Raw genomic sequence first — 22,122 nt, 5'->3', positions numbered from 1 at the left:
TGTGCTTCGCAGGAGAATCCATGAGATTAACCTGTGAGGCACACTTTTTTATTATAGAGAAATACTCTTTTAAAATTATCGCTCAGATGGAATATGACGCTTAATCGCTTCAAAGCTCTCACTGCTGATCACATGTTCAATCCGGCATGCATCTTCGGAAGCGATTTCCTCGGATACACCTAGTTTCACAAGCCAGTCAGTCAGAAATTCATGGCGTTCATAGATCATCTCTGCAATCTCGCGCCCGGAATCTGTCAGGAAAATGAAACCGGCTTCTGACACAGTAATATGCTTCTTCTCACGAAGATTTTTCATAGCGACACTGACACTGGATTTTTTGAATCCCAGTTCGTTTGCGATATCGACAGAGCGTACAACCGGGAGCTTTTTACTTAGAACAAGAATGGTTTCCAAGTAATTTTCTGCAGACTCATTTCCAAAAGTTCTCAAAATCTTCGCCTCCTTTTCCAAATAGAAATTTATTTTTGCTTTAAAAAAATTACATGAAACTGAAAGTAGTATAACATAGTGGCGAAAAAAATACAAATAAATACTGAGGAAGAGCGAAGCTGTCACGGAGATCAATAAAATGAAAAATAAAACAAAAAAGTAATTGACAACTAATAGTAATTAGATTATACTAATCAACAGATGAAAATGTTTATCAATTTCAACAGAGAAAGAAGATGATAGTATGCCGCTGACGATGGTAAGTGTAAATGAACCGAACACGATCATAAGAATCGGGGGAAAAGAAGAAACACGTCGATTTCTTGAAAATCTTGGATTTGTTCCGGGCGGGGTTGTGACAGTCATTTCTACAAATGGAGGAAATATGATTGTTGAGATCAAAGGTGCCCGAATCGCGATTGGGAAAGATATGGCGAATAAAATTATTGTTTAAAACACTGCGAGACAAACAATCGTCATAGAAGCGCAGAATAAAACAGATTTAGAAAATAAGATCTGATAGAAAGGAATGAGAAAAATTATGAACACATTGAACAAGATACCTTGCGGCAAGACGGTGAAGGTAAAAAAGCTGACAGGGGAGGGACCGGTCAAGCGCAGAATTATGGATATGGGAATTACAAAAGGGGTAGATGTTTTTGTGAGAAAGGTAGCGCCTCTTGGAGATCCGATTGAAGTGACGGTCAGAGGATATGAATTGTCGCTGAGAAAAGCAGATGCCCAGATGATAGAAGTAGAATAATTTTTTTTGCCCACTGGTTAGCGAATGCTAACGAAAGAAAGGTGAAACAAACAAAGAAAATTAGTAAAAAAGGAATAAGAAAAAAGGAGAAGTAGTATGTCAGTAAAAATAGCACTTGCAGGGAATCCAAACTGCGGAAAGACAACGTTGTTTAATGCACTGACAGGTTCCAACCAATTTGTCGGGAACTGGCCGGGAGTTACGGTAGAAAAAAAAGAGGGGAAGTTAAAGGGACATAAAGATGTTGTGATCATGGACTTGCCGGGAATTTATTCTTTATCCCCATATACACTGGAAGAAGTTGTGGCAAGAAATTATCTAATCGGGGAGCGTCCGGATGCAATTTTAAATATTGTGGATGGAACGAATATTGAGAGGAATCTGTATCTTTCCACGCAGCTGATGGAACTTGGAATTCCGGTTGTGATGGCAGTCAATATGATTGATGTGTTGGAGAAGAATGGCGATCGTATCCATATTCAGGAGCTCAGCAAAAAACTTGGATGTGAGGTTGTTGAGATTTCTGCATTGAAAGGAACCGGCATCAAGAAAGCAGCAGAGAAAGCGGTGGGACTTGCACGGCAGAACAAAGCGGTGGTGCCTGTACATGAGTTCTCCAAAGAAGCAGAGCTGATCATTAGAAAAGTAGAAGAAAAGCTAACCGGAATTGTAGAAGAACAACAGAAACGTTTCTTTGCAATAAAACTGTTAGAAAGAGATGATAAGATTGGATCTCAGATGGAACGCGTTCCGGATGTCGGTACAGAAATCCAGGAAATGGAGAACGTGTTTGATGATGACACAGAGAGCGTGATCACCAATGAACGATATACGTATATTTCCTCTATCATTGGATCTTGTGTGACGAAAGGATCTAAGGAAAAATTGACAACTTCCGATAAGATTGATCGTATCGTGACAAACAGATGGTTGGCATTGCCTATTTTTGCGGCAGTGATGTTTCTTGTCTACTATGTATCTGTGACGACAGTAGGAACGTGGGCGACAGATTGGGCAAATGACGGTGTATTCGGAGATGGATGGAGCTTTTTTGGAATCTCGGTTCCGGGTGTTCCGGTTCTTGTAGAAAGTGCGTTAAATGCAATCGGTTGTGCAGACTGGCTGCAGGCATTGATTCTGGATGGAATTGTTGCCGGTGTAGGAGCGGTTCTTGGTTTTGTTCCGCAGATGCTTGTGCTCTTTATTTTCCTTGCATTTTTAGAAGCGTGTGGATACATGGCGAGAGTTGCATTTATTATGGATAGAATTTTCCGCAAGTTTGGCTTATCCGGAAAATCATTTATCCCGATGCTGATCGGAAGTGGATGCGGAGTTCCCGGGATTATGGCATCCAGGACAATCGAAAACGACAGAGATCGAAAAATGACAATTATGACAACAACTTTTATCCCATGTGGAGCAAAGCTTCCAATTATTGCACTGATTGCAGGGGCGCTCTTTGACGGTGCCTGGTGGGTAGCGCCGAGTGCTTACTTTGTGGGAATTGCGGCGATTATTTGCTCCGGAATTATTCTGAAAAAGACAAAGATGTTTGCGGGTGATCCGGCTCCGTTTGTTATGGAACTTCCTGCATATCATATGCCGACAGTCGGAAATGTGTTGAGAAGCATGTGGGAAAGAGGATCTTCTTTTATCAAAAAAGCGGGAACGATTATTTTGCTATCGACCATCGTACTGTGGTTTTTGATGAATTTTGGATGGAGTGACGGCTCTTTTGGAATGTTGGAAGCAGAACAGCTTGACAGCAGTATCCTTGCGAAGATAGGAAGTGTGATCGCACCAGTATTTGCACCGCTTGGATGGGGAGACTGGAAGATGGCAGTTGCAGCAGTAACGGGTCTGATTGCAAAAGAAAATGTAGTAGGAACCTTTGGTATTTTGTTTGGATTTGCGGAAGTAGCAGAAGATGGAACAGAGATATGGGGTGCGCTTGCAGGAAGCATGACAGCAGTTGCGGCATATTCTTTCCTGGTATTCAATCTGCTTTGCGCTCCTTGCTTTGCAGCGATGGGAGCGATCAAAAGAGAGATGAACAATGCAAAATGGTTTTGGTTTGCAGTCGGTTATCAGACATTGTTGGCGTATGTTGTTTCTCTCTGTGTTTACCAGATTGGAACTTGGATTACTACCGGAACATTTGGTATCGCCACAGCAGTCGCATGTTTACTTGTGATTGGATTTATGTATCTGCTTGTACGTCCATATAAAGAAAGTAAGACACTTCATGTCAATATGAAAGCAATGGCAGGTGCAAAATAGAAATAAGAAAGACTGCCGGTTCGGAGGAGTTCTCTGAGGCAGTCTTTTTTCATAGCAAAGAGATAGGGTATAAACTGAAAAATTATTAAAAAGGAGGAAGGAATATGGGAACAATTGTTGCAGGAATGATCGTTGTAGGGTTAGTAGCGCTCGCAGTGAGAAGCATGGTAAAAGATAAGAAAAATGGAAAATCACTTCACTGTGGCGGAGATTGTAAACATTGTGGTGGGCACTGCCATTAGAGAGAAATAGTTTTCATTTTGGAAAGGACGGTATGAGCCAAAACATGACAGGACAGATTAAAAAAGTAAATGAGACAGGCAACTATCGGCGGACAAAGATGAAAAAAGAGATGGTTCTTCAGAAACTTCGGGAGCAAGGCTGCCGGATTACGCAACAGAGGCAGATCCTTTTGGATATTATATTGGAAGAAGACTGTTCTTCCTGCAAGGAAATTTTTTACCGGGCATCTAAGCTTGATCCGGGAATTGGGACGGCAACGGTATATCGTCTTGTCAATAAGCTGGAGGAGATTGGTGCGATCAGCAGGAAGAATATGTATAAAATTGCCTGCGATGAGGAAAATGGCAGCAGAGAAGTATGCAGAATTGAGATGGAGGATCATACTGTACGGTACCTGTCATCAAAAAACTGGAATGAAGTGATTCTTGCAGGGCTGAAAAGCTGTGGATATATCGGAACGCAAAAAGTAAAAGCAGTTGTGATTGAGTCTTGTGTTTGAGACTGATCGTGATAGGACTTTAAAAGATAAAATTTCTCAATAACAGAAAAATAATGGAAATTATCCGCAGGCAGGATTATAATGACAAAAATATTGTAGGAGGGAAGAGGCAGATGAAAAACCATAGATTTTGGGCATGGGCAATGGTCGCATGTCTGTTCATGACACTCTACACAGGCTACAAACATAAATAAATCTAGGAGGGATAAAAATGTTAGATTGTTTTAAATGTATTAACATGAAGAAAACAGGAATCTTTGCGGCAGGAGTTTTGTTTGGTACAGCAGGAGTAAAGCTGCTTGCGAGTAAAGATGCGAAGAAAGTGTATACAAACTGTACCGCAGCAGTACTCAGAGCAAAAGAATGTGTGATGAAGACAGCAACAACAATCCAGGAGAATGCAGAGGATATTTACGAGGAAGCAAAGGAGATTAACGCAAAACGTGCTTCGGAAGAAGAGGAAGACGTATTTGAAGAGGTCGAAGAAGTTGCGTCGGAAACTTGTACTGATGATGAAACGAAGAGAGAACTCTAATTGCAGAGAACAGGATGGAATTAACAGAGAGAACACTTGCGGATTTCTTGCCAAAAGGCGAACAGGATCAGCAGGTGTTTCCTTTTAGTTGTTCTACATATGGAAAAGGGGTAAACAGTGAGATTTAAGATAAAACATGAAATAGAGGGACGAATGCGGGTGCATTTTCTGGGAAGTACAATGACATACCGACAGGCGGATACATTACTTTATTATCTGGAAAATAAAAGTGAAGTAATCTCTGCGAAAGTATACGAGCGCACTGGGGATGCGGTCATTCGTTACAAGGGAGAGCGACGTAGAATATTGGAAATGCTGCGTAGCTTTTGTTATGATAAGGTAGTTGTTCCGAATGAAGTACTTGAGACATCAGGCAGGGCACTGAATGCAGCATATCAGGAAAAAATTATAGATAAAATTTTATTCCGATGGATGCGTAAGTGGTTTCTGCCTTATCCGATGACGGCACTGTATACGGCTGCAATGTCTGTCAAATATATTTATCAGGGATTAAAAATACTGTGTAAAGGAAAAATAGAAGTTCCGGTTCTTGATGCGACTGCCATCGGCGTTTCGATTCTGAGAAATGACTTTGACACAGCATCTTCCATTATGTTTTTCCTTTCTATCGGAGAATTGCTGGAGGAGTGGACACATAAAAAGTCTGTGGATGACCTTGCGCGTATGATGTCGCTCAATGTAGAAAAAGTATGGATAAAAAAGAATGATCAGGAAATCCTTGTTGCGGCATCAACCGTAAAAAAAGGAGATTTAATCGTTGTACATATGGGAAACGTTATCCCGTTTGACGGTACTGTAATAGAAGGAGAGGCTATGATCAATCAAGCTGCGTTGACTGGAGAGTCTGTTCCAGTAAGAAGAAGCAGTGAAGATTCTGTCTATGCCGGAACGGTATTGGAAGAAGGAGAGATTACCCTGCGTGTGGAGAAGACTGGTGGTTCGAGCAGATTTGAAAAAATCGTGACGATGATTGAAGCATCCGAGAAGTTAAAGTCTTCGCTGGAAGGAAAGGCAGAACATTTGGCGGATCAGTTGGTTCCATATACGTTTGCAGGCACAGGACTAGTATACCTTCTGACAAGAAATGTGACAAAGGCGCTCTCGGTACTGATGGTAGATTTTTCCTGCGCGATGAAGCTGGCAATGCCGATCTCAGTACTATCAGCTATTCGTGAGGCGAGCAAATATCATCTGACTGTAAAAGGCGGAAAGTACCTAGAAGCTGTTGCAGAAGCAGACACGATTGTTTTTGATAAGACAGGAACGCTCACAAAAGCTCATCCGACGGTTGTGGACGTCATATCGTTTAATGGAGATGATCCGGATGAACTGTTAAGAGTGGCGGCATGTATGGAAGAGCACTTTCCACATTCCATGGCCAAAGCGGTTGTGTATGCGGCCAAGAAGCGGAATCTGGAACATGAAGAAATGCATTCCAAAGTAGAGTATATGGTAGCCCATGGAATCTCAACAGAGATTGAAGGAAAGCGAGCGGTGATAGGAAGCTATCATTTTGTATTTGAAGATGAGAAGTGTCGGATTCCAGAAGGAAAAGAAGAACTTTTTGAGAGTCTTTCCGGGGAATACTCACATCTCTATCTCGCGATGGAACAGGAACTTGCAGCAGTGATCCGCATCGAAGATCCTCTGCGGGACGAAGCAGTGGAAGTGATCCGCCTGCTAAAAGAGGAGGGGATTGCAAATATTGTTATGATGACTGGGGACAGTGAACGGACAGCAGCTTCCATTGCGAAAAGAGTGGGCGTGGATGATTATGATTCGGAGGTGCTTCCGGAGGAGAAAGCGAGATTTGTGGAGAAGGAGAGAGCAAAAGGAAAGAAAGTTATTATGATTGGAGATGGCATCAATGATTCTCCGGCGCTGTCAGCGGCAGATGTCGGCATTGCAATCAGTGACGGCGCAGAGCTTGCAAGGGAGATTGCGGACATTACAATCAGTGCAGATAACTTGTATGAACTTGTTTTGTTGAAGAGACTCAGTGACAGATTGATGCAGCGGATTGGAAGAAATTATCGACGGATTGTTGGAATTAACGCTGCACTCATTGCCCTTGGAGTGGCAGGAATTCTGCAGCCGACAGCCTCTGCATTGTTTCATAATACATCAACACTATTCATTGGGCTGGATAGTATGAAAAATTTAATGGAATAGCATATCAAAAAGCGTGTGAGAGATAAGAAGTATCCTTGCTGTCTGTGCAAATGGCAGGATACTTCTTTTTTTAACGGAAAGATTATTGAGAAAAATAGATCAATAAAAGTATTGACGAATCAACTTGAATTAGATAATATAAACATAAATTAGAAATAACTAACAAGAGAAGGAGGAAACATGAGTCAGGAAATATTTGAACTTGTGAAGGGGATGGATTTCAAAAAGATCGAAACACAGCTTGCTCTGCAATGCGCACCATTGATCATGGGACTGAAAGTTTCTAATCTTTTTATCATTCCAGCGGAGAATGAAACAGCAGTAAAAATAGTTTTGAAGCACTCAGGAATCTCTTATTTCCGGCTACTTCGGACGACAGAAAAGATCACGTATCTCCTATATCGCAGAAAAGATCTAGAACAAGTGATAGAACATCCAAAGATGAGGGATTTCTTTCAGAAAGAAGGATATGAGCAGCTGACATTAGGAGCTATTTTGTATACCTTTCAGAAACGTTACGAATCTTATATGACAGCAGGAGGAGTGTTTCCGCATGAGATGGGTCTGCTTCTTGGATATCCGCTCGATGATGTCACAGGATTTATAGAGCAGAAAGGCAAAAATTATCTTTATGCAGGATATTGGAAAGTATACACGAATATGGGAGAGAAGATTTGCCTGTTTCAGGCATTTGAAGAGGCAAAAGAAGCATTAATCCAAGCGGTTGCCAGAGGAATTCGGATAGAAGAACTAGTCCGGGGATGTGTGGCATAAAAATACATTGTCGATGAAAAAAGAAGCAGAGACAAGGAAAAGATAAGGAGGAAGATCATGGATAAAATTTATGTAGTATATTGGTCACAGACAGGAAATACAGAGGCGATGGCTGAAGCGGTCGCAAGGGGAATCCGTTCAGAAGGAAAAGAAAGTGCGGTTGTAGAGGTGGGAAGCATCTCACCAGAAGAATTAAAGGAAGAGGCAGTGTTTGCACTTGGCTGCCCGGCGATGGGGGCGGAAGTGCTGGAAGAATCAGAGATGGAGCCTTTTGTGGAAACATTGGAAGCATTTGTGAAAGGAAAGACAGTTGGCTTGTTTGGTTCTTACGGATGGGGAGATGGAGAATGGATGAGAGACTGGGAAGCGCGTATGCAGCAGGCGGGAGCAAATGTCATCGGAGGAGAAGGTGTGATCTGTCAGGAGACACCGGATCAGGAGGCATTGGAAAGGTGTGAAGAGCTCGGGAAAAATCTTGCAGCTTTGTAGACAGAAGAGAAAAGAAAGGACAGAAAGATGAGCGTTGTAATTGTAGGAGGCCATGACCGGATGGTTTGTCAGTATAAAAAAATATGTAAAGGGTATAAGTGTAAAGCGAAAGTATTTACACAGATGTCTGCAAATCTAAGTGAACAGATTGGCACTCCAGATCTGCTGATCTTGTTTACGAATACCGTATCTCACAAGATGGTACGCTGTGCAGTTGCAGAAGCAGAGAAATGCAACGCAGACATTGTGCGATGTCATACAAGCAGCAAGAGTGCATTGACAGAGATTCTTGAGAATGTATGTGCTTCTTCTGTTTGCTAAGAGGATGGTAAAAAAAGAAAAAAGTAGTTGTAGGCGGCAGAAGTAACTGCCGCCTTTTGCATTGTGTTTCGTGCCATAGCGGATCAAAACAGAGTTTTGTGCAAGGAAGTCAGCACATAACAATAATCTTCCTCGGGACGATCTGAGCGGGAATGCTTTTCGTGGCATTTGTGTAATAGACGATCAAAAGGCGATCCGCAAGAGAGCAGCGGAATGGCTGCCCATTTGATCCGACGATGTCGGTGGCGGGGGAAACATTTAGTTTTAGTGTATTGTCATTGTTTGTGAGAGTTTCATCAAAATAGTCTACGGTGATCGTTTCATTTGGCTGCTTTCTCCCAAGGATGACAGCACGGTACTGAGGAGGATAGATAAGTGGAACAGGAACCTGGGCATCGTAAAAAGCCGCGACAGTCATGCCGCGGCGAAGGCGTACTTCACTGATGACATACGTATCACTTGATACGACAACTGTGACAGTACCTTCAGATGTCTGCAAAGTGACAAGGGAGCTGCAACATTCATCGCCGAAAGGACGAATGTTTTGAATCGTTCCTTCCAGCGGGACAAAAGAAAAGTTAGGCATAAAATATTACTCCTGTTTTTCACCAGTATATGCAGAAGAATATTTTGTGGCACCACTCTCATTCGAATCCAGTTTAGGAGGTTCAAACGGATAGATTGCCTCATAGGATTCCAGTTCAGCAGAGGAGGACGGTGCAGAAGGGATCAGTCCTGTGCAGTCCCATGCAGAAGCTGCAGAAGAAAGATAATCGTAAGAGTCAATGATCTCTTGATTGGTTAGTGTTTGTTCGGAAATTGGCTGAGTATCAGAACAGATTTTTCCGGCAGGTGCAGCTGTACCGCCTTTTGCAGATTGTTCAGTAATTGGTTTCATAAAAAACTCCTTTCCCGTCTGTAAGTCGTTGATATTCGGTAATAATTTTTTTAAAGATAGAAAAGATATCATAAATAGTATGAGCGGAAAGGAGAAAAATTATGTTTTCAAATGCAGAAAGGCGATGGTATAATAAAAATTGTCAAGAGAGAACGCAGGTAAGAACAATGAGCAAAAATAAAAAAATCGAGATAGAAAAGAGGAAGTATTATGAAGATTGCAATAGATACACATTCACATACGATTGCGAGCGGACATGCATACTGTACGATTCGTGAAATGGCATCGGCAGCTGCAAAGAAGGGATTGCAAGGACTTGCGATTACAGAACATGCTCCAACGATGCCGGGAACCTGTCATCCATTTTATTTTTCTAATTTAAAAGTGATTCCGCGGCAAATGTCGGGAGTGGAGATGCTTTTTGGTGTGGAGTTAAATATTTTAGATGCAGATGGAACAATTGATCTTTCAGAAGCACTGTTAAAAGAGATGGATCTTGTCATTGCAAGTCTGCATCTTCCATGTTTTGCAAAAGGTGCAACTAAGGAAACATATACGGAAGCTTATTTAAAAGTGATGGAAAATCCGTATGTGAATATCATCGGGCATCCCGACGACGGAAGGATCCCGGTAGATTATGAAAAAATCGTGGAGGCTGCTGCAAAGTATGGAAAAATCTTAGAGGTGAATAACTCCTCTCTGACACCGGGAGGGTTCCGTCAGAATGCGCGTGAGAATCAACATACGATTTTGGAACTTTGCAAAAAATATAAAGTACCTGTGACACTTGCCAGTGATGCACATGTAGATAGTGATGTGGGAAATGTGCGTTATTCTCTGGAAGTTGTACGAGAATGTGGATTCCCGGAGGAACTGATCGTCAATACGTCAATAGAGAAATTGAAAAAATATATAGGAAGATGTCCAAAGGGATAGGAGTTGTCAGATGAAAAAATCAGTGGACTTTACAAATTTACTGTGATAAAATAGAGGACAGATAAGAGTCTGACAAAGGAGAGAAAAGAATGAGTAAGCAGATTAGGACGGAAGCGACAGATCTATTGTTTGATGCAATTTTGAGTTTGAAAGATAAAGCCGAGTGTTACACTTTCTTTGAAGATATCTGTACGATTAATGAGTTAATGTCATTATCACAGCGTTTTGAGGTGGCCAAGATGCTTCGGGAACAGAAGACATATTTGGAGATCGCCGAGAAGACCGGCGCATCTACAGCGACGATCAGCCGTGTCAATCGGTCATTGAACTATGGAAATGATGGATACGATATGGTATTTGAGCGTATCGGAGAATAGAAAGAGAAAAAAGAACGGAATAAGAGAAGCAAAAGCCTTGCAGGAGAGAATCTTGCAATGGTTTTTGCTTCTTTTTTTAGTTCTATAAGAGGTTTTTTCGAAGATAAATCATATCTTTTAACTGAATGCCGCATTCATAGATCGTATGGTCGTAGTTTTTAACAAAAAAATCTTTTACTGCATGGGAGCGGACAAATCCGCAGGCTTCATAAAATGGAATGGTAAGCGGACTGTCTCCGGTACCAACCTGGAGGATGGAATACTGATTGTGGTAGGTTTCCTCTATAAATTTGATCAGCATTCTGCCATAGCCTTTCCGGTGGAAATGTGAATCCGTTGCAATGTTTTTTATCTCCAGAATACCATCACCTTCATCGGTGACAACACAGACCCCTTTGACTCCATTGTCGTCCAGTATGTACATAGTACCACGTTCCAGATAGCGATCAATCATATCCTCCTGCTCATCTGCAAGGAGCAGAAGAGGCAGATATTGTTTCTTGTTTGTAGTGACTTTTTTTATCTCTATCATAAAAAACTCCTTTATTCTACTGTTATTACATGTGCATTACTACATTGCTGTTGGCAATCAGGTAAAACAAAAAGTTTCATGATTCGCTGTTTTGTAGATTGTATCATAAAACGCAGATGAAAGAAATGAAAACCAGATAAAATCTATAAAAAATAAAGGTCGGATTGTATTTTGAATATCCAAAGAAAATCTTTCATTTTTCTTAATAATCCCCTCAAGATAACTTAAATTTATGCTGATATGATAAGGAGTATACAAAAGGGGGTATGTAGGTGAGTAAGCGATCAGTGAGATATACGATTCATTTTTTAACAGCAGTCAGCATAACAGCAATGGTATTGTTTGTAATATACGGAATGCAGAACGGACTGTTTACAGACCGGACGAAGATGGAAATGTTGATAGAGCGGGGAGGAATCTTTGGACCACTGTTCTTTATCTTCATTCAGATGGTGCAAGTGGTAGTTCCGATTATCCCTGGCGGGATTTCCTGTGCAGCAGGTGTGATCTTGTTTGGACCATGGATGGGACTTCTATACAATTATATCGGGATCGTGATTGGATCGATGATTAATTTTTATCTTGCAAGGCGGTATGGACAGTGTTTTGTAAAATATTTTGTCAAAGAAGAAACATATGAAAAATATGCACAATGGCTTGAAAAAGGAAAGAAATTTGATAAGTTTTTTGCAGTTGCGATTTTCTTTCCATGTGCGCCGGATGATTTTCTGTGTATGTTGGCGGGACTTACAAAGATGTCATGGAAGCGGTTTTCTGCCATTATTTTACTTGGAAAACCAGGATCGATTGCCATCTATAGTCTGGCACTTGTCTATGCGGGAACGTGGATCAGTGGTTTGCAGTTGATATAGACAGAAGGAGGAGAGCATTATGAAGATACTTATTACAACAGATTTGTTTAGGCCTGCAATCAACGGTGTCGTGACATCTGTCTTGAATTTGGAGAGGGAATTAGAGAAGAACGGACACGAGGTAAAGATTCTTGCAGTGTCAGATACATGCAGTACCTATCAGATGGAAAATGTGTACTATATTCGTTCTGTTCCGGCAAAAATCTATCCGGATGTGCGAATTCCAGTATCGCGGGGCAGGGCATATGTGCAGGAGATTATCGAGTGGAATCCAGATGTCATTCACAGTCAGTGTGAATTTTTTAGTTTTGGCTTTGCAAAACGAATTGCAAGGAAAACAGGAGCAATATTGCTGCATACTTATCATACGTTGTATGAGCAGTATACAGAGTATGTTCCGTTTGGAAAAAACGTAAGTCGAGAGATGCTTGGAAAATGGATGAAAATGCGACTGTCTTGTGTAGATGCTGTGATTGCTCCAACAAAGAAGGTGGAACGTACGCTCAGAGAATATGGATTGACAGAGAGTGAAATTGCGGTGATTCCATCAGGAATCTGTCTCGATAAATTTCAGCAACCGTGTGAGGAGGAAAAAATCAAACAGATTCGGATCAAGTATGATATTCCACAGGAGGCGAGGGTGTTGTTAAGTCTTGGAAGACTTGGATTTGAAAAACGAGTCGATGAATTAATTTATGGAATGTGTCATTTGGTCAAACATGGGGAAAATGTGCGGCTGCTGATTGTCGGGGATGGACCAGCGAGAGCAAGTCTGGAGGAACTGACAGAGAAACTTCGACTTGGAACTTATGTAAAATTTACTGGGATGGCAGCACCGGAAGATATAGCAAATTATTATCAGTTAGGAGATCTTTTTGTCTGTGCATCGACAAGTGAGACACAGGGACTTACCTATATAGAGGCGATGGCGAGTGGATTACCGCTTGTGTGCAGGAAAGATGCCTGCCTGTACGGGGTACTTGAGGAAGGCGGAAATGGTTATTCTTACGAGAACTTAAACGAATTTTCAGAGATCGTCAGCCGTATCTTAAAGGAGCCTTTATGGATGGAAAAGGCAGTGGAGCATAGCCGGAACAACGCACGGAAATTCGGGACAGAGCAGTTTGGAAATATGGTACTGAATCTGTATCAAAAGGAAGTATGGAGAGGAGAATATGAGAGAAATGAAAGTATTGCTTTATGCGAAAAACGAGAAGATTGTGTCGAGAAGTGGAGTCGGACGTGCAATGTCCATGCAAAAAAATGCTCTTAAGTCGGAGCAGGTAGAACTGACCTGTGATCCTCGGGAAGATTTTGATATTGTGCATCTAAATACGGTATTTCCAAGTGATTATCATATGGCAAAGAAGGCAAAAAGAGAAGGAAAGAAAGTAGTGTATCATGCCCATTCGACAAAGGAAGATTTTCGAAACTCCTTTGTGGGATCCAATCTGACGGCGCCTCTTTTTAAATGGTGGATCATGAAATGTTATCAGATGGCAGATTTGATCCTGACACCGACGGAATATTCAAAATCGCTATTGAACGGATATGGGATCAAGAATCCGATAGAAGTGATTTCAAACGGAGTGGATACTTGTGAATTCCAGAAAAATGTACTGGATCGAGAGTCTTTTCGAAGAAAATATGGATTTCGCAACGAGGACAAGATTGTAATGTCGGTTGGGCTGTACTTTGAACGAAAAGGAATTCTTGACTTTGTGGAACTGGCAGGGAGAATGCCGGAGTATCAGTTTATTTGGTTTGGATATACACCAGAACTTCAGATTCCAAAGAAGGTCAGAGATGCGATTCACACGGATTTGCCGAATCTGACATTTGCAGGATATGTACCAAAGGAAGAGTTAAAGAAGGCGTACAGCAGTTGTGATCTCTTTTTATTTCCATCGTATGAGGAGACAGAAGGAATTGTTGTACTGGAAGCACTCTCCTCGCAGATTCCGGTTATTTTAAGAGATATTCCGGTTTATAAAAACTGGCTTGAGGATGGGCGGGATGTGTATAAATGTAAAAATAACGATGAATTCTGGGTGCGTGTCCATCAGATATTGCAGTGTCAGATACCTCTTTTGATAGATAGTGGTAGAATGAGAGCAAAGGAGAGGGATGTGCTCTGTCAGGCGAAAAAATTGAAATATTATTACAGTGCACTTTGCAAAAAGAATGCATAGTGAATTTTTTAACAAATAAATTGCATAATACTATGTGAGTGCCATGTAAATAAAGGACAAAAACACACGAGATACGATAAAAATGCAGGAAAATAAAAATAATCCTGCATTTTTCTTAGTTTTTCAATAAATTCAACAAAAAAATGAGGTATAAATGAATGATAAAAATTGTAAAATTTCAATAAAAAGATTGACATTTTGAAAACAAAATGAGATAATGAATGCAAATTCGGAATTTAAGGAGGATATCGAATATGTCAACAAAAGCTTATTATCCAATTAACGAAATCGGTGCTGGAAAACCAGGTTTTTCAAAAACACGTTCTATCATCGAAGCTGCATTTTATGGAAACAATGTAGTGAAAGTAAACACTTTAAAAGAAGCTTATGAGTTAGCAAAAAATTCACCAGGAACAATCGTGACAGATATGCCTGTATATAGAGGAGAAGAATTTGGTCTTGAGAAAGATGCAAAAGTTCTTTTATTCAATGACGGAGCAGTAACAGGACGTTACGCAGCAGCTCGCCGGATCAAAGGAGAGCCGGGAGTAGATTCTGCAAAGCTTGACAAAGTAGCGATGGATGCTATCTATGAATCACGTTGGAAAACAATGTACCACGCAGAAGTATTCGTAGGTCTTGACCCAGAATTCATGGTAAAAGCACATCTTCTGATTCCGGAAGGCGAAGAGAATATCATGTACAACTGGATGCTCAACTTCCAGTACATGTCAGATGAATATGTGAAAATGTATAAGAAATCAAAACCAGTCGGAGAGGGAAAAGAACCGGATATTTATATTTTCTCAGATCCACAGTGGATTCCACAGGAAAGACCAGACGTAGATTTCAGCTGTCTGAGTGATCCGCTGACCTTATGCTATTTTGATACTGCAGAGAACTGCGCATGTATCTTAGGTATGAGATATTTCGGAGAGCATAAAAAAGGAACATTGACAATGGCATGGGCAATCGCAAATAGAAACGGATATGCTTCCTGCCATGGTGGACAGAAAGAATACACACTTGCAGATGGTTCTAAGTTCGTAGCATCTGTATTCGGACTTTCCGGATCAGGTAAATCTACACTGACACATGCAAAACATGGTGGAAAATATCCGATTACAGTATTACATGATGATGCATTTATTATCAATACAGACACATGTTCTTCGGTAGCATTAGAACCGACTTATTTTGATAAGACGGCAGATTACCCAACTGGATGCCCGGATAATCAGTATTTATTATCTGCTCAGAACTGTTCTGCTACTATGGACGAAGAAGGACATATCCAGTTAGTGACAGAAGATATCAGAAATGGTAACGGACGTGCAATCAAGTCAAAATTATGGTCACCGAACCGTGTATATAAGATCGATGCTCCGGTAAATGCAATCTTCTGGATCATGAAAGATCCTACTATTCCGCCGGTAGTAAAATTAAAAGGAGCTGCACTTGCATCCGTAATGGGAGCGACACTTGCAACAAAGACATCCACAGCAGAGCGTGTTGCAGCAGGAACAGACTTAAATGCACTCCGTATCGTTCCATATGCAAACCCATTTAGAACATATCCACTGATAAATGATTATGAGAAGTTCAAAAAATTAGTGGAAGAAAAGAATGTAGACTGCTATATCGTCAATACAGGTGACTTCATGGGCAAGAAAGTACAGCCAAAAGATACACTTGGAATCTTAGAAGCAATTGTAGAAGGAAAAGCAGAATTCAAACAGTGGGGAGCTTTTGAAGACATTGAGATCATGGAATGGGAAGGATTTGTTCCAAATCTGAATGACGAAGAGTACAAGGCACAGTTAAAGAATGCAATGCAGAATCGTGTCAATGCAGTAGAAGGATTTGCCGTAAACAAAGACGGATACGACAAACTTCCGGAGGAAGCATTGGAAGCACTGAAAAAACTGGTAGCAGAAATTTAGATATTGCCAGTTGACTGTTCGAAAAAAGAATAAATGATTTCATGAAGATACTCTGGCCATACCTTAGAAAAGAGAGGAGGTCAGGGTATTTTTTTGACTATTTTTGGAAAGAGAAGTGAAAGGTAACATTTTTGTCAATGCATCAGGATTTTTTATTGACGGAGAGTGTGGTTCCGGTGATAATAAGTATCAACAGAAAAAATAGAAAAGAAATTTTAAGGAAGAAGGAAATAAGATTGAAGAAATTAGGGATTATAGGATATGGTTTGCGAAGTGAAACGATGATGAAAGCATTTCAAGGAATCCAAGCACCAGTTCAGGTTGCTGCAGTTGCAGATCCACTTTGGTGCCAGAAGCAGAAAGCATTTGCACAGACAGCAGAATTTGCACAGACTGTTTTTTATGAAACAGCGGAAGAGATGTTGGAAAAAGAAAGGTTAGATGGTGTGCTGATCGGAACACGCTGCAATCAACATACGAAATATGCGGAGTTGGTATTTCAGAAAAAGATACCATTGTTTTTAGAAAAACCAGTTTGCATTAATGAAGAACAGTACCAGCGCCTGCTACATGCATCGGAAGGGATGCGCGGACAGACAGTTGTATCCTTTCCGCTTAGGTTTACTTGTATTGTAAAAGAAATGAAAAAATTAGTGGATAGTGGAGAACTGGGAGAAGTTCTGTCCGTACAAGCAACGAATCATGTGCCGTATGGCAGTGTTTACTATCATAGCTGGTATCGGGATGATTCCCTGACGGGAGGACTGTTTTTACAGAAATCAACACATGACATGGATTATATTACTTACATTTTGGGGAAACGTCCGGTGAGTGTTGTGGCAAAGACTGCAAAAATGTATTTCAAAGGAGAAAAAGAGGCAGGGCTTTGCTGTGAGGATTGCAGCGAATATCATACCTGTCCGGAAAGTAGCTTTGTTGTGAAAACAGAGCGGAAAGAGGAACCTACCGGGAAATATTGCTGTTTTGCAAAAGATACTGGAAATGAGGATGTAGGAGCGGCGATTTTCACTTGTGAAGATGGAACGATTATTTCTTATCACCAGACATTTTTTGTCAAAAATAATGCTGGACGACGGGGAGCGCGCTTTATAGGGTCGAAAGCAAGTGCAGAATTTGACTTTTATACAGCGACACTTCGAGTAGACTATTATGATGCAAAACACAGTGCAGAACATAGGTTTACATATCCAGAAGGCTTGGTACATTTTGGGGGAGATGAGCAGCTTGCAAAAGCTTATGTAGATGTTCTGGAAGGGAAGGAGAGCAGGTCGGATTTATGTGCAGGGCTTGCAAGTGCAGCTGCTTGTCTTGCTGCGAAGAAAGCGGCGGAGAATGGAAAAGAAGAACACATTTTTTATGGATTTTAGATAAAATTTTGAAATCCAACATTTGGACAAATAATACCGACATCTGCAAATTGAACTGGGGACAGATTCCGATATAATAGAAATCAGTAGATGCAGCGATAAGACCGAACAGAGATGGGTGGTGCAGTCCATCAGAGAGGCGGTTGGATGACTTGAGAAGGAGGAGATCAGATGCCAGTAATTTATCATGAGGAAAGTAGAAATTTTCATCTGTTCAACGAAAAAATCAGCTATATTTTTACGATTTTAAAAAACGGACAGCTTGGACAGTTATATTTTGGGAAGCGGCTCAGAGACAGGGAGAGTTTTAATCATCTTTTGGAATTTTGTGACAGACCAATGTCTGTATGTACATTTGAAGATGACAGTACTTTTTCGATGGAACATATCCGTCAAGAGTATCCGGCTTATGGCAGCGGAGATATGAGATATCCGGCCCAGGAGATTTTGCAAAAAAACGGAAGCAGAGTGACAGAATTTGTTTATAAAAGTCATCGACTTTACAGTGGAAAGCCAAGGTTAGAAGGTCTTCCGGCCACTTATGTGGAAGAAGAGAAAGAAGCAGTGACACTTGAGGTGACACTGGAAGATTCACTGATTCAGACAGAATTGATCTTGACGTATACAATCTATGAAGAATTTCCGGCTATTGCAAGAAATGCAAGATTTCATCACAAAGGGGAGGAGAGTATTCTTCTTGACCGTGCGATGAGCCTGAGTCTGGATCTGCCGGATAAGCAATATGAGATGATCGAACTGACCGGAGCATGGGGAAGAGAGCGCGCAGTCAAAACAAGGAAGCTGGAGCATGGGATTCAGGCGGTGTACAGCATGAGAGGATCTAGCAGCAGCAATTATAATCCGTTCCTTGCATTAAAGCGCTCGGAGACAACGGAAACTTTCGGGGAAGCGATTGGATTTAGCCTTGTATACAGCGGAAATTTTCTCGCACAGGCAGAGGTGGATACTTATGATGTGACAAGAATTACAATGGGAATCCATCCGGATCGTTTTTCTTGGGAATTAAACAAAGGAGAAACGTTCCAGACACCTGAGGCAGTGATGGTCTATTCTGATGCGGGTCTCAATGGAATGAGCCAGATTTTTCATAAGTTGTACCGGACAAGACTGGTGCGGGGAAAATACAGAGACGAGGTAAGACCGATTCTGATCAATAACTGGGAAGGAACGTATTTTGACTTCAATGAGGAGAAGATTTTAAAGATTGCCGGAAAAGCAAAAGAACTGGGAATTGAACTGTTTGTGCTCGATGATGGATGGTTTGGAGAGCGTAATGACGATTTCACCTCTCTGGGCGACTGGTATCCGAATCTGCAGAAGCTCCCGGGAGGGATTGCTGGACTTGCCAAGAAGATTGAGGCGATGGGATTAAAGTTTGGCCTGTGGTTTGAACCGGAGATGACAAACAAAAAAAGCAGGTTGTATGAGGAACATCCGGATTGGATCTTATCGACACCGGGAAGGAATGTTTCTGTCGGAAGGCATCAGCTTGTGCTTGATTTCTCCAGAGAAGAAGTAGTAGAGGGAATTTACGGTCAGATGGAGAAACTTTTGAAAGAAGCTCCGATTTCTTATGTGAAATGGGATATGAACCGGAGCATTTCGGAAATCTATTCACATGGTTCCGAGGCAGAAAAGCAGGGATCTGTTTTCCATAAATATATTCTCGGAGTATATCATTTGTATGAAAAATTGACGGAGCAGTTTCCGGAGATTCTATTTGAGTCCTGCGCCAGCGGAGGTGCAAGATTTGATCCGGGACTTCTATATTATGCGCCACAATGCTGGACTTCGGATGACACAGATGCTGTAGAACGTCTGAAGATTCAATATGGCACGTCATTTGTCTATCCGGTAAGCAGTATGGGATCCCATGTATCTGCTGTGCCAAATCATCAGGTATTGAGGAATACTCCGTTAAACACACGGGCAAATGTAGCTTATTTTGGTACATTTGGTTATGAACTTGACGTTACTTCAATGGAAGAAGCGGAGTTGGAGGAAATCAAAGAGCAGATTGTGTTCATGAAGGCGCATAGAGAATTGATTCAGAAGGGAACGTTTTATCGTCTGAAAAGCCCATTTGAGGGAAATGTGACAGCATGGATGGTTGTATCCGAAGATCAGAGCCAGGCACTAGTTGGTTATTATCGTGTGCTGGAACCTGTGAATGCAGGATTTGAGCGATTGCATCTGGCAGGACTAAAGGAAGGAGCTGCCTATCAGATCAGTGACCGGAAAGAAATTCTTTTCGGTGATGAACTGATGCAGGCAGGGCTTGTTGTCTCTGATGCAGCTGCAGGGCAGAATGGAGAAAAATATAACGGAAGAAATGGAGATTATCAGTCTCGGTTATATTTCCTTCAGGAAGTGTAAGTCTGATGCTCATTTCGATACTGCGAAGGGCTGATCCCGGTCACTTTTTTGAATGCCTTTGAGAAAGAAGATATATTTGCGTAACCACAGGAGCAGGCAATGTGTTCTACACTCAAGTCGGTGTAGGTAAGAAAATCAACCGCCTTTGTAATCCGATATTTCATCAGAAATTGCTGAGGGGACAAATGTAGTGTGCGTACAAACAGCTCTGTCAGATAGCTGCGGTTCAGGGAAAGATAATCTGCAATTTCCTGAACAGACACCGGATTCTGATAGTTTTTATGAATATAGGAAATGGCGCGGCTTACATAGAGGCTGTTGCCATTTTCTTCTTTCTGTCTTGGGTGCGAAGATACTTCGATCAGATAGGACAAAATCTTCATTAAGACCCCTTGAATATGCACTTCACAAGAATAACTTAGTGTATGGTGTGCGATCATATCATCGATATCAGATCGGATCAGATCTACATCAGGACAGCGAAAGACCGGGGTTCGGGAAGAAATTCCTGCAAGGTCAAGATAGTGAGATACCTGCTCTCCAGAAAGTCCAATCCATGCGTAGGTCCACGGATGCGCTTCATCCGCCTGATAGAACGTCAGCTCATTTGGGCAGATCAGAAAGCCCTGTCCTTTTTCAAGATGGTAGTGTTGATCATTTGCATAGAAATCTCCGCAGCCGTCGAGACAGAAGTGGAGCAGATAGCATTCCCTCACCGCGGGGCCGAAAGAATAGAGAGAAGGACATTGCTGCCTTCCGCAAAATAGAGTATAAATATCCCGGAACAAACTGTTAGACACCTCCAGATAGGAGTCAGCAGGAATGTATTCCGGGATTTTTTTTGATAGCTTCATAATAAAAATAGTACCTCCTGAATAAATGAGAAACATGTGTACAGTCTGGACAAAATTCCAGTAGAAAAGAATATACTGTGGGTATCTATGATTAGTGAAAGAAGGACTTCTTCTGCAGTGTTTCAAAATCTTTCTTCCATTCTAAACCGGAAACACGAAATCCTAAAAATCCGTGTTTCCCTCCTGGCCTTACGACGTATACTATTTTTAACAAGTCGGATGTCCGAATGATGCGTCGGGAAATACCATACTTTTCGCAAAAAAGCCGGATGGCATGTCTTGGAGAATTTGCTTCGATATAGATGGTATCAAAATGTGCCGGAATGCCAAAGTCACGTTCGATGGCATATAACTTTTCCTCATTTAATGCTACGCCAAAGGTAATTTTATATTGTTGCATGATGGCCTCCTAAGTGCATGATTTTATATAGAGGGATTCAGAGTATTCTTGTACAATCGCTTCTGCTTGAAAAATGGCAGTAATTCAATATTCATAAATTGATCAGCTCCTTAAAGTTATTATGAAAGCTGGTATGTATAAGTCTCTTCTTCAGTTTTTATAAAACCGATAGACAGAAACATTTTCTGACTCTGAGTGTTAAAAGGATAGATCTCTGCGGTAATCTGATCCATTCTTTTTTCTTTTGCAAGTTCAATCATTTTTAGGATACAGCGTCTTCCAATCCGCTTATTTTGAAAGTCTTTGCATACAACAATGCATACTTCCTGATCATTGCGGAGAGTGACATCGCCGACAAGAGTTCCCTGATACTGGATATAGAAGCAGTCTCCGTGGGTACTGAGAAATGAATACATTTTTTGCAGCCGTTCAAGGGAATAGGTACAATCAATGTTGTCAACCTGCCTGCATACATCCAGATCTTGATACCATGGAAGCGCAGTATCATAGTTTGGATAGTAAGGAATTAAAGTGATTTCGGAATCAATTATAAGAGGTTTCATAGTTACCTTCCTTTCTTGGTTATCTAATGTGTCGTAAAACTGCTTGCTTTAGCGATAGGGAGTGTCGATCAGATAGAAAAAAATAGTATGAACCATTTACATTTATCTGTTTATTGCTTTCAGTGTAAGAAACGGATACTGCATGACGCTCCAGCCACCGCGGATAGAGACTTGGAGTTCATAATCGGCATAAAAGTGGGGAGAATTTCAGAATGTCTGCCAG

Annotated in this window: 25 protein-coding genes; 18 read left to right on the top strand and 7 right to left on the bottom strand. The window is 41.3% G+C overall.

Annotation, left to right across the window (positions count from 1 at the left end; translation table 11 throughout):
• Positions 1 to 75: 75 nt before the first annotated feature.
• Positions 76 to 450 (bottom strand): metal-dependent transcriptional regulator, encoded by a 375-nt coding sequence (locus tag ACGG81_RS09645; RefSeq protein ID WP_008974993.1) that lies wholly within the window; start codon positions 448 to 450, stop codon positions 76 to 78.
• Between the two features lie 244 nt (positions 451 to 694).
• Here ACGG81_RS09645 and ACGG81_RS09640 point away from each other — a divergent pair, with 244 nt between their 5' ends.
• The 10 genes from ACGG81_RS09640 (at position 695) to ACGG81_RS09595 (ending at position 8,547) form a co-directional block, all read left to right on the top strand.
• Complete coding sequence (locus ACGG81_RS09640; protein ID WP_009262314.1) at positions 695 to 904, top strand: ferrous iron transport protein A; 210 nt, start codon at positions 695 to 697, stop codon at positions 902 to 904.
• 87 nt (positions 905 to 991) lie between these two features.
• Complete coding sequence (locus ACGG81_RS09635; RefSeq protein WP_008974995.1) at positions 992 to 1,213, top strand: ferrous iron transport protein A; 222 nt, start codon at positions 992 to 994, stop codon at positions 1,211 to 1,213.
• A 96-nt stretch (positions 1,214 to 1,309) separates the two neighbouring features.
• The gene (gene feoB / locus ACGG81_RS09630; RefSeq protein WP_390108058.1) at positions 1,310 to 3,493 is read left to right on the top strand and encodes a ferrous iron transport protein B; all 2,184 of its coding nucleotides are present in this window, start codon (positions 1,310 to 1,312) and stop codon (positions 3,491 to 3,493) included.
• A gap of 104 nt (positions 3,494 to 3,597) precedes the next feature.
• Positions 3,598 to 3,735, top strand: coding sequence for a FeoB-associated Cys-rich membrane protein (locus tag ACGG81_RS09625; RefSeq protein WP_008974998.1), 138 nt, complete (start codon positions 3,598 to 3,600; stop codon positions 3,733 to 3,735).
• Between the two features lie 32 nt (positions 3,736 to 3,767).
• A complete protein-coding gene (locus ACGG81_RS09620) occupies positions 3,768 to 4,235 on the top strand; it encodes a transcriptional repressor (RefSeq protein ID WP_008974999.1) in 468 nt (155 codons plus the stop codon).
• A gap of 211 nt (positions 4,236 to 4,446) precedes the next feature.
• Entirely contained in the window at positions 4,447 to 4,770 is a 324-nt protein-coding gene (locus ACGG81_RS09615; protein ID WP_009262311.1) for a DUF6110 family protein, read from the top strand.
• Positions 4,771 to 4,923: 153 nt separating this feature from the next.
• Positions 4,924 to 6,963, top strand: coding sequence for a heavy metal translocating P-type ATPase (locus ACGG81_RS09610; protein ID WP_390110379.1), 2,040 nt, complete (start codon positions 4,924 to 4,926; stop codon positions 6,961 to 6,963).
• A 180-nt stretch (positions 6,964 to 7,143) separates the two neighbouring features.
• Positions 7,144 to 7,737 (top strand): DUF3793 family protein, encoded by a 594-nt coding sequence (locus ACGG81_RS09605; protein ID WP_390108054.1) that lies wholly within the window; start codon positions 7,144 to 7,146, stop codon positions 7,735 to 7,737.
• 57 nt (positions 7,738 to 7,794) lie between these two features.
• On the top strand, positions 7,795 to 8,226 hold the full coding sequence (locus ACGG81_RS09600; protein WP_390108051.1) for a flavodoxin: 432 nt from the start codon (positions 7,795 to 7,797) through the stop codon (positions 8,224 to 8,226).
• A gap of 27 nt (positions 8,227 to 8,253) precedes the next feature.
• Positions 8,254 to 8,547, top strand: a complete 294-nt coding sequence (locus ACGG81_RS09595; protein WP_008975002.1) for a DUF2325 domain-containing protein — start codon at positions 8,254 to 8,256, stop codon at positions 8,545 to 8,547.
• A gap of 109 nt (positions 8,548 to 8,656) precedes the next feature.
• Here ACGG81_RS09595 and ACGG81_RS09590 read toward each other — a convergent pair whose 3' ends face one another.
• Both ACGG81_RS09590 and ACGG81_RS09585 read right to left on the bottom strand, forming a co-directional pair.
• The gene (locus ACGG81_RS09590) at positions 8,657 to 9,133 is read right to left on the bottom strand and encodes a hypothetical protein (protein WP_009262306.1); all 477 of its coding nucleotides are present in this window, start codon (positions 9,131 to 9,133) and stop codon (positions 8,657 to 8,659) included.
• 6 nt (positions 9,134 to 9,139) lie between these two features.
• Positions 9,140 to 9,445, bottom strand: coding sequence for a hypothetical protein (locus ACGG81_RS09585; protein WP_117501101.1), 306 nt, complete (start codon positions 9,443 to 9,445; stop codon positions 9,140 to 9,142).
• Positions 9,446 to 9,655: 210 nt separating this feature from the next.
• Here ACGG81_RS09585 and ACGG81_RS09580 point away from each other — a divergent pair, with 210 nt between their 5' ends.
• Together ACGG81_RS09580 and ACGG81_RS09575 are read left to right on the top strand one after the other, a co-directional pair.
• Positions 9,656 to 10,381 carry a phosphatase gene (locus tag ACGG81_RS09580; RefSeq protein ID WP_008975005.1) on the top strand — a complete coding sequence of 242 codons (726 nt, stop codon included), beginning with the start codon at positions 9,656 to 9,658 and terminating at the stop codon, positions 10,379 to 10,381.
• Positions 10,382 to 10,470: 89 nt separating this feature from the next.
• Positions 10,471 to 10,758, top strand: a complete 288-nt coding sequence (locus ACGG81_RS09575; protein WP_008975006.1) for a YerC/YecD family TrpR-related protein — start codon at positions 10,471 to 10,473, stop codon at positions 10,756 to 10,758.
• 82 nt (positions 10,759 to 10,840) lie between these two features.
• Here ACGG81_RS09575 and ACGG81_RS09570 read toward each other — a convergent pair whose 3' ends face one another.
• Positions 10,841 to 11,290 (bottom strand): GNAT family N-acetyltransferase, encoded by a 450-nt coding sequence (locus ACGG81_RS09570; RefSeq protein WP_009262303.1) that lies wholly within the window; start codon positions 11,288 to 11,290, stop codon positions 10,841 to 10,843.
• A 272-nt stretch (positions 11,291 to 11,562) separates the two neighbouring features.
• Here ACGG81_RS09570 and ACGG81_RS09565 point away from each other — a divergent pair, with 272 nt between their 5' ends.
• From ACGG81_RS09565 to ACGG81_RS09540, 6 genes are all read left to right on the top strand, one after another.
• Entirely contained in the window at positions 11,563 to 12,162 is a 600-nt protein-coding gene (locus tag ACGG81_RS09565) for a TVP38/TMEM64 family protein (protein WP_390108046.1), read from the top strand.
• Positions 12,163 to 12,181: 19 nt separating this feature from the next.
• Entirely contained in the window at positions 12,182 to 13,435 is a 1,254-nt protein-coding gene (locus ACGG81_RS09560; protein ID WP_016438403.1) for a glycosyltransferase family 4 protein, read from the top strand.
• Positions 13,338 to 14,354 (top strand): glycosyltransferase, encoded by a 1,017-nt coding sequence (locus tag ACGG81_RS09555; RefSeq protein ID WP_318265147.1) that lies wholly within the window; start codon positions 13,338 to 13,340, stop codon positions 14,352 to 14,354. The genes ACGG81_RS09560 and ACGG81_RS09555 overlap by 98 nt, the downstream gene beginning before the upstream one ends.
• A gap of 254 nt (positions 14,355 to 14,608) precedes the next feature.
• On the top strand, positions 14,609 to 16,297 hold the full coding sequence (locus tag ACGG81_RS09550) for a phosphoenolpyruvate carboxykinase (ATP) (RefSeq protein ID WP_390108043.1): 1,689 nt from the start codon (positions 14,609 to 14,611) through the stop codon (positions 16,295 to 16,297).
• A gap of 236 nt (positions 16,298 to 16,533) precedes the next feature.
• A complete protein-coding gene (locus ACGG81_RS09545) occupies positions 16,534 to 17,685 on the top strand; it encodes a Gfo/Idh/MocA family protein (RefSeq protein WP_390108040.1) in 1,152 nt (383 codons plus the stop codon).
• A 171-nt stretch (positions 17,686 to 17,856) separates the two neighbouring features.
• Positions 17,857 to 20,082 carry an alpha-galactosidase gene (locus tag ACGG81_RS09540; protein WP_317343828.1) on the top strand — a complete coding sequence of 742 codons (2,226 nt, stop codon included), beginning with the start codon at positions 17,857 to 17,859 and terminating at the stop codon, positions 20,080 to 20,082.
• Here ACGG81_RS09540 and ACGG81_RS09535 read toward each other — a convergent pair.
• From ACGG81_RS09535 to ACGG81_RS09525, 3 genes are all read right to left on the bottom strand, one after another.
• Positions 20,070 to 20,936 carry an AraC family transcriptional regulator gene (locus tag ACGG81_RS09535; protein WP_270195970.1) on the bottom strand — a complete coding sequence of 289 codons (867 nt, stop codon included), beginning with the start codon at positions 20,934 to 20,936 and terminating at the stop codon, positions 20,070 to 20,072. The two genes, ACGG81_RS09540 and ACGG81_RS09535, sit on opposite strands and share 13 nt — an antisense overlap.
• Before the next feature lie 91 nt (positions 20,937 to 21,027).
• Entirely contained in the window at positions 21,028 to 21,336 is a 309-nt protein-coding gene (locus ACGG81_RS09530) for a hypothetical protein (RefSeq protein WP_317343825.1), read from the bottom strand.
• 119 nt (positions 21,337 to 21,455) lie between these two features.
• Entirely contained in the window at positions 21,456 to 21,899 is a 444-nt protein-coding gene (locus tag ACGG81_RS09525) for a GNAT family N-acetyltransferase (RefSeq protein ID WP_390108036.1), read from the bottom strand.
• Positions 21,900 to 22,122: the final 223 nt, after the last annotated feature.

Origin of the sequence: Faecalimonas umbilicata (genome assembly GCF_042846195.1) — a bacterium.
Classification (GTDB): Bacteria; Bacillota; Clostridia; order Lachnospirales; family Lachnospiraceae; genus Faecalimonas; species Faecalimonas umbilicata.
This window is presented reverse-complemented; position numbering and strand designations above follow the sequence as displayed.

Coding starts and splice junctions, on each gene's coding strand:
- ACGG81_RS09620 (WP_008974999.1), top strand. CDS start 3,768: ATGAGCCAAAACATGACAGGACAGATTAAAAAAGTAAATGAGACAGGC.
- ACGG81_RS09570 (WP_009262303.1), bottom strand. CDS start 11,290: ATGATAGAGATAAAAAAAGTCACTACAAACAAGAAACAATATCTGCCT.
- ACGG81_RS09600 (WP_390108051.1), top strand. CDS start 7,795: ATGGATAAAATTTATGTAGTATATTGGTCACAGACAGGAAATACAGAG.
- ACGG81_RS09635 (WP_008974995.1), top strand. CDS start 992: ATGAACACATTGAACAAGATACCTTGCGGCAAGACGGTGAAGGTAAAA.
- ACGG81_RS09625 (WP_008974998.1), top strand. CDS start 3,598: ATGGGAACAATTGTTGCAGGAATGATCGTTGTAGGGTTAGTAGCGCTC.
- ACGG81_RS09530 (WP_317343825.1), bottom strand. CDS start 21,336: ATGCAACAATATAAAATTACCTTTGGCGTAGCATTAAATGAGGAAAAG.
- ACGG81_RS09615 (WP_009262311.1), top strand. CDS start 4,447: ATGTTAGATTGTTTTAAATGTATTAACATGAAGAAAACAGGAATCTTT.
- ACGG81_RS09640 (WP_009262314.1), top strand. CDS start 695: ATGCCGCTGACGATGGTAAGTGTAAATGAACCGAACACGATCATAAGA.
- ACGG81_RS09535 (WP_270195970.1), bottom strand. CDS start 20,936: ATGAAGCTATCAAAAAAAATCCCGGAATACATTCCTGCTGACTCCTAT.
- ACGG81_RS09585 (WP_117501101.1), bottom strand. CDS start 9,445: ATGAAACCAATTACTGAACAATCTGCAAAAGGCGGTACAGCTGCACCT.
- ACGG81_RS09580 (WP_008975005.1), top strand. CDS start 9,656: ATGAAGATTGCAATAGATACACATTCACATACGATTGCGAGCGGACAT.
- ACGG81_RS09560 (WP_016438403.1), top strand. CDS start 12,182: ATGAAGATACTTATTACAACAGATTTGTTTAGGCCTGCAATCAACGGT.
- ACGG81_RS09540 (WP_317343828.1), top strand. CDS start 17,857: ATGCCAGTAATTTATCATGAGGAAAGTAGAAATTTTCATCTGTTCAAC.
- ACGG81_RS09605 (WP_390108054.1), top strand. CDS start 7,144: ATGAGTCAGGAAATATTTGAACTTGTGAAGGGGATGGATTTCAAAAAG.
- ACGG81_RS09595 (WP_008975002.1), top strand. CDS start 8,254: ATGAGCGTTGTAATTGTAGGAGGCCATGACCGGATGGTTTGTCAGTAT.
- ACGG81_RS09590 (WP_009262306.1), bottom strand. CDS start 9,133: ATGCCTAACTTTTCTTTTGTCCCGCTGGAAGGAACGATTCAAAACATT.
- ACGG81_RS09575 (WP_008975006.1), top strand. CDS start 10,471: ATGAGTAAGCAGATTAGGACGGAAGCGACAGATCTATTGTTTGATGCA.
- feoB (WP_390108058.1), top strand. CDS start 1,310: ATGTCAGTAAAAATAGCACTTGCAGGGAATCCAAACTGCGGAAAGACA.
- ACGG81_RS09525 (WP_390108036.1), bottom strand. CDS start 21,899: ATGAAACCTCTTATAATTGATTCCGAAATCACTTTAATTCCTTACTAT.
- ACGG81_RS09555 (WP_318265147.1), top strand. CDS start 13,338: ATGAGAGAAATGAAAGTATTGCTTTATGCGAAAAACGAGAAGATTGTG.
- ACGG81_RS09610 (WP_390110379.1), top strand. CDS start 4,924: ATGCGGGTGCATTTTCTGGGAAGTACAATGACATACCGACAGGCGGAT.
- ACGG81_RS09550 (WP_390108043.1), top strand. CDS start 14,609: ATGTCAACAAAAGCTTATTATCCAATTAACGAAATCGGTGCTGGAAAA.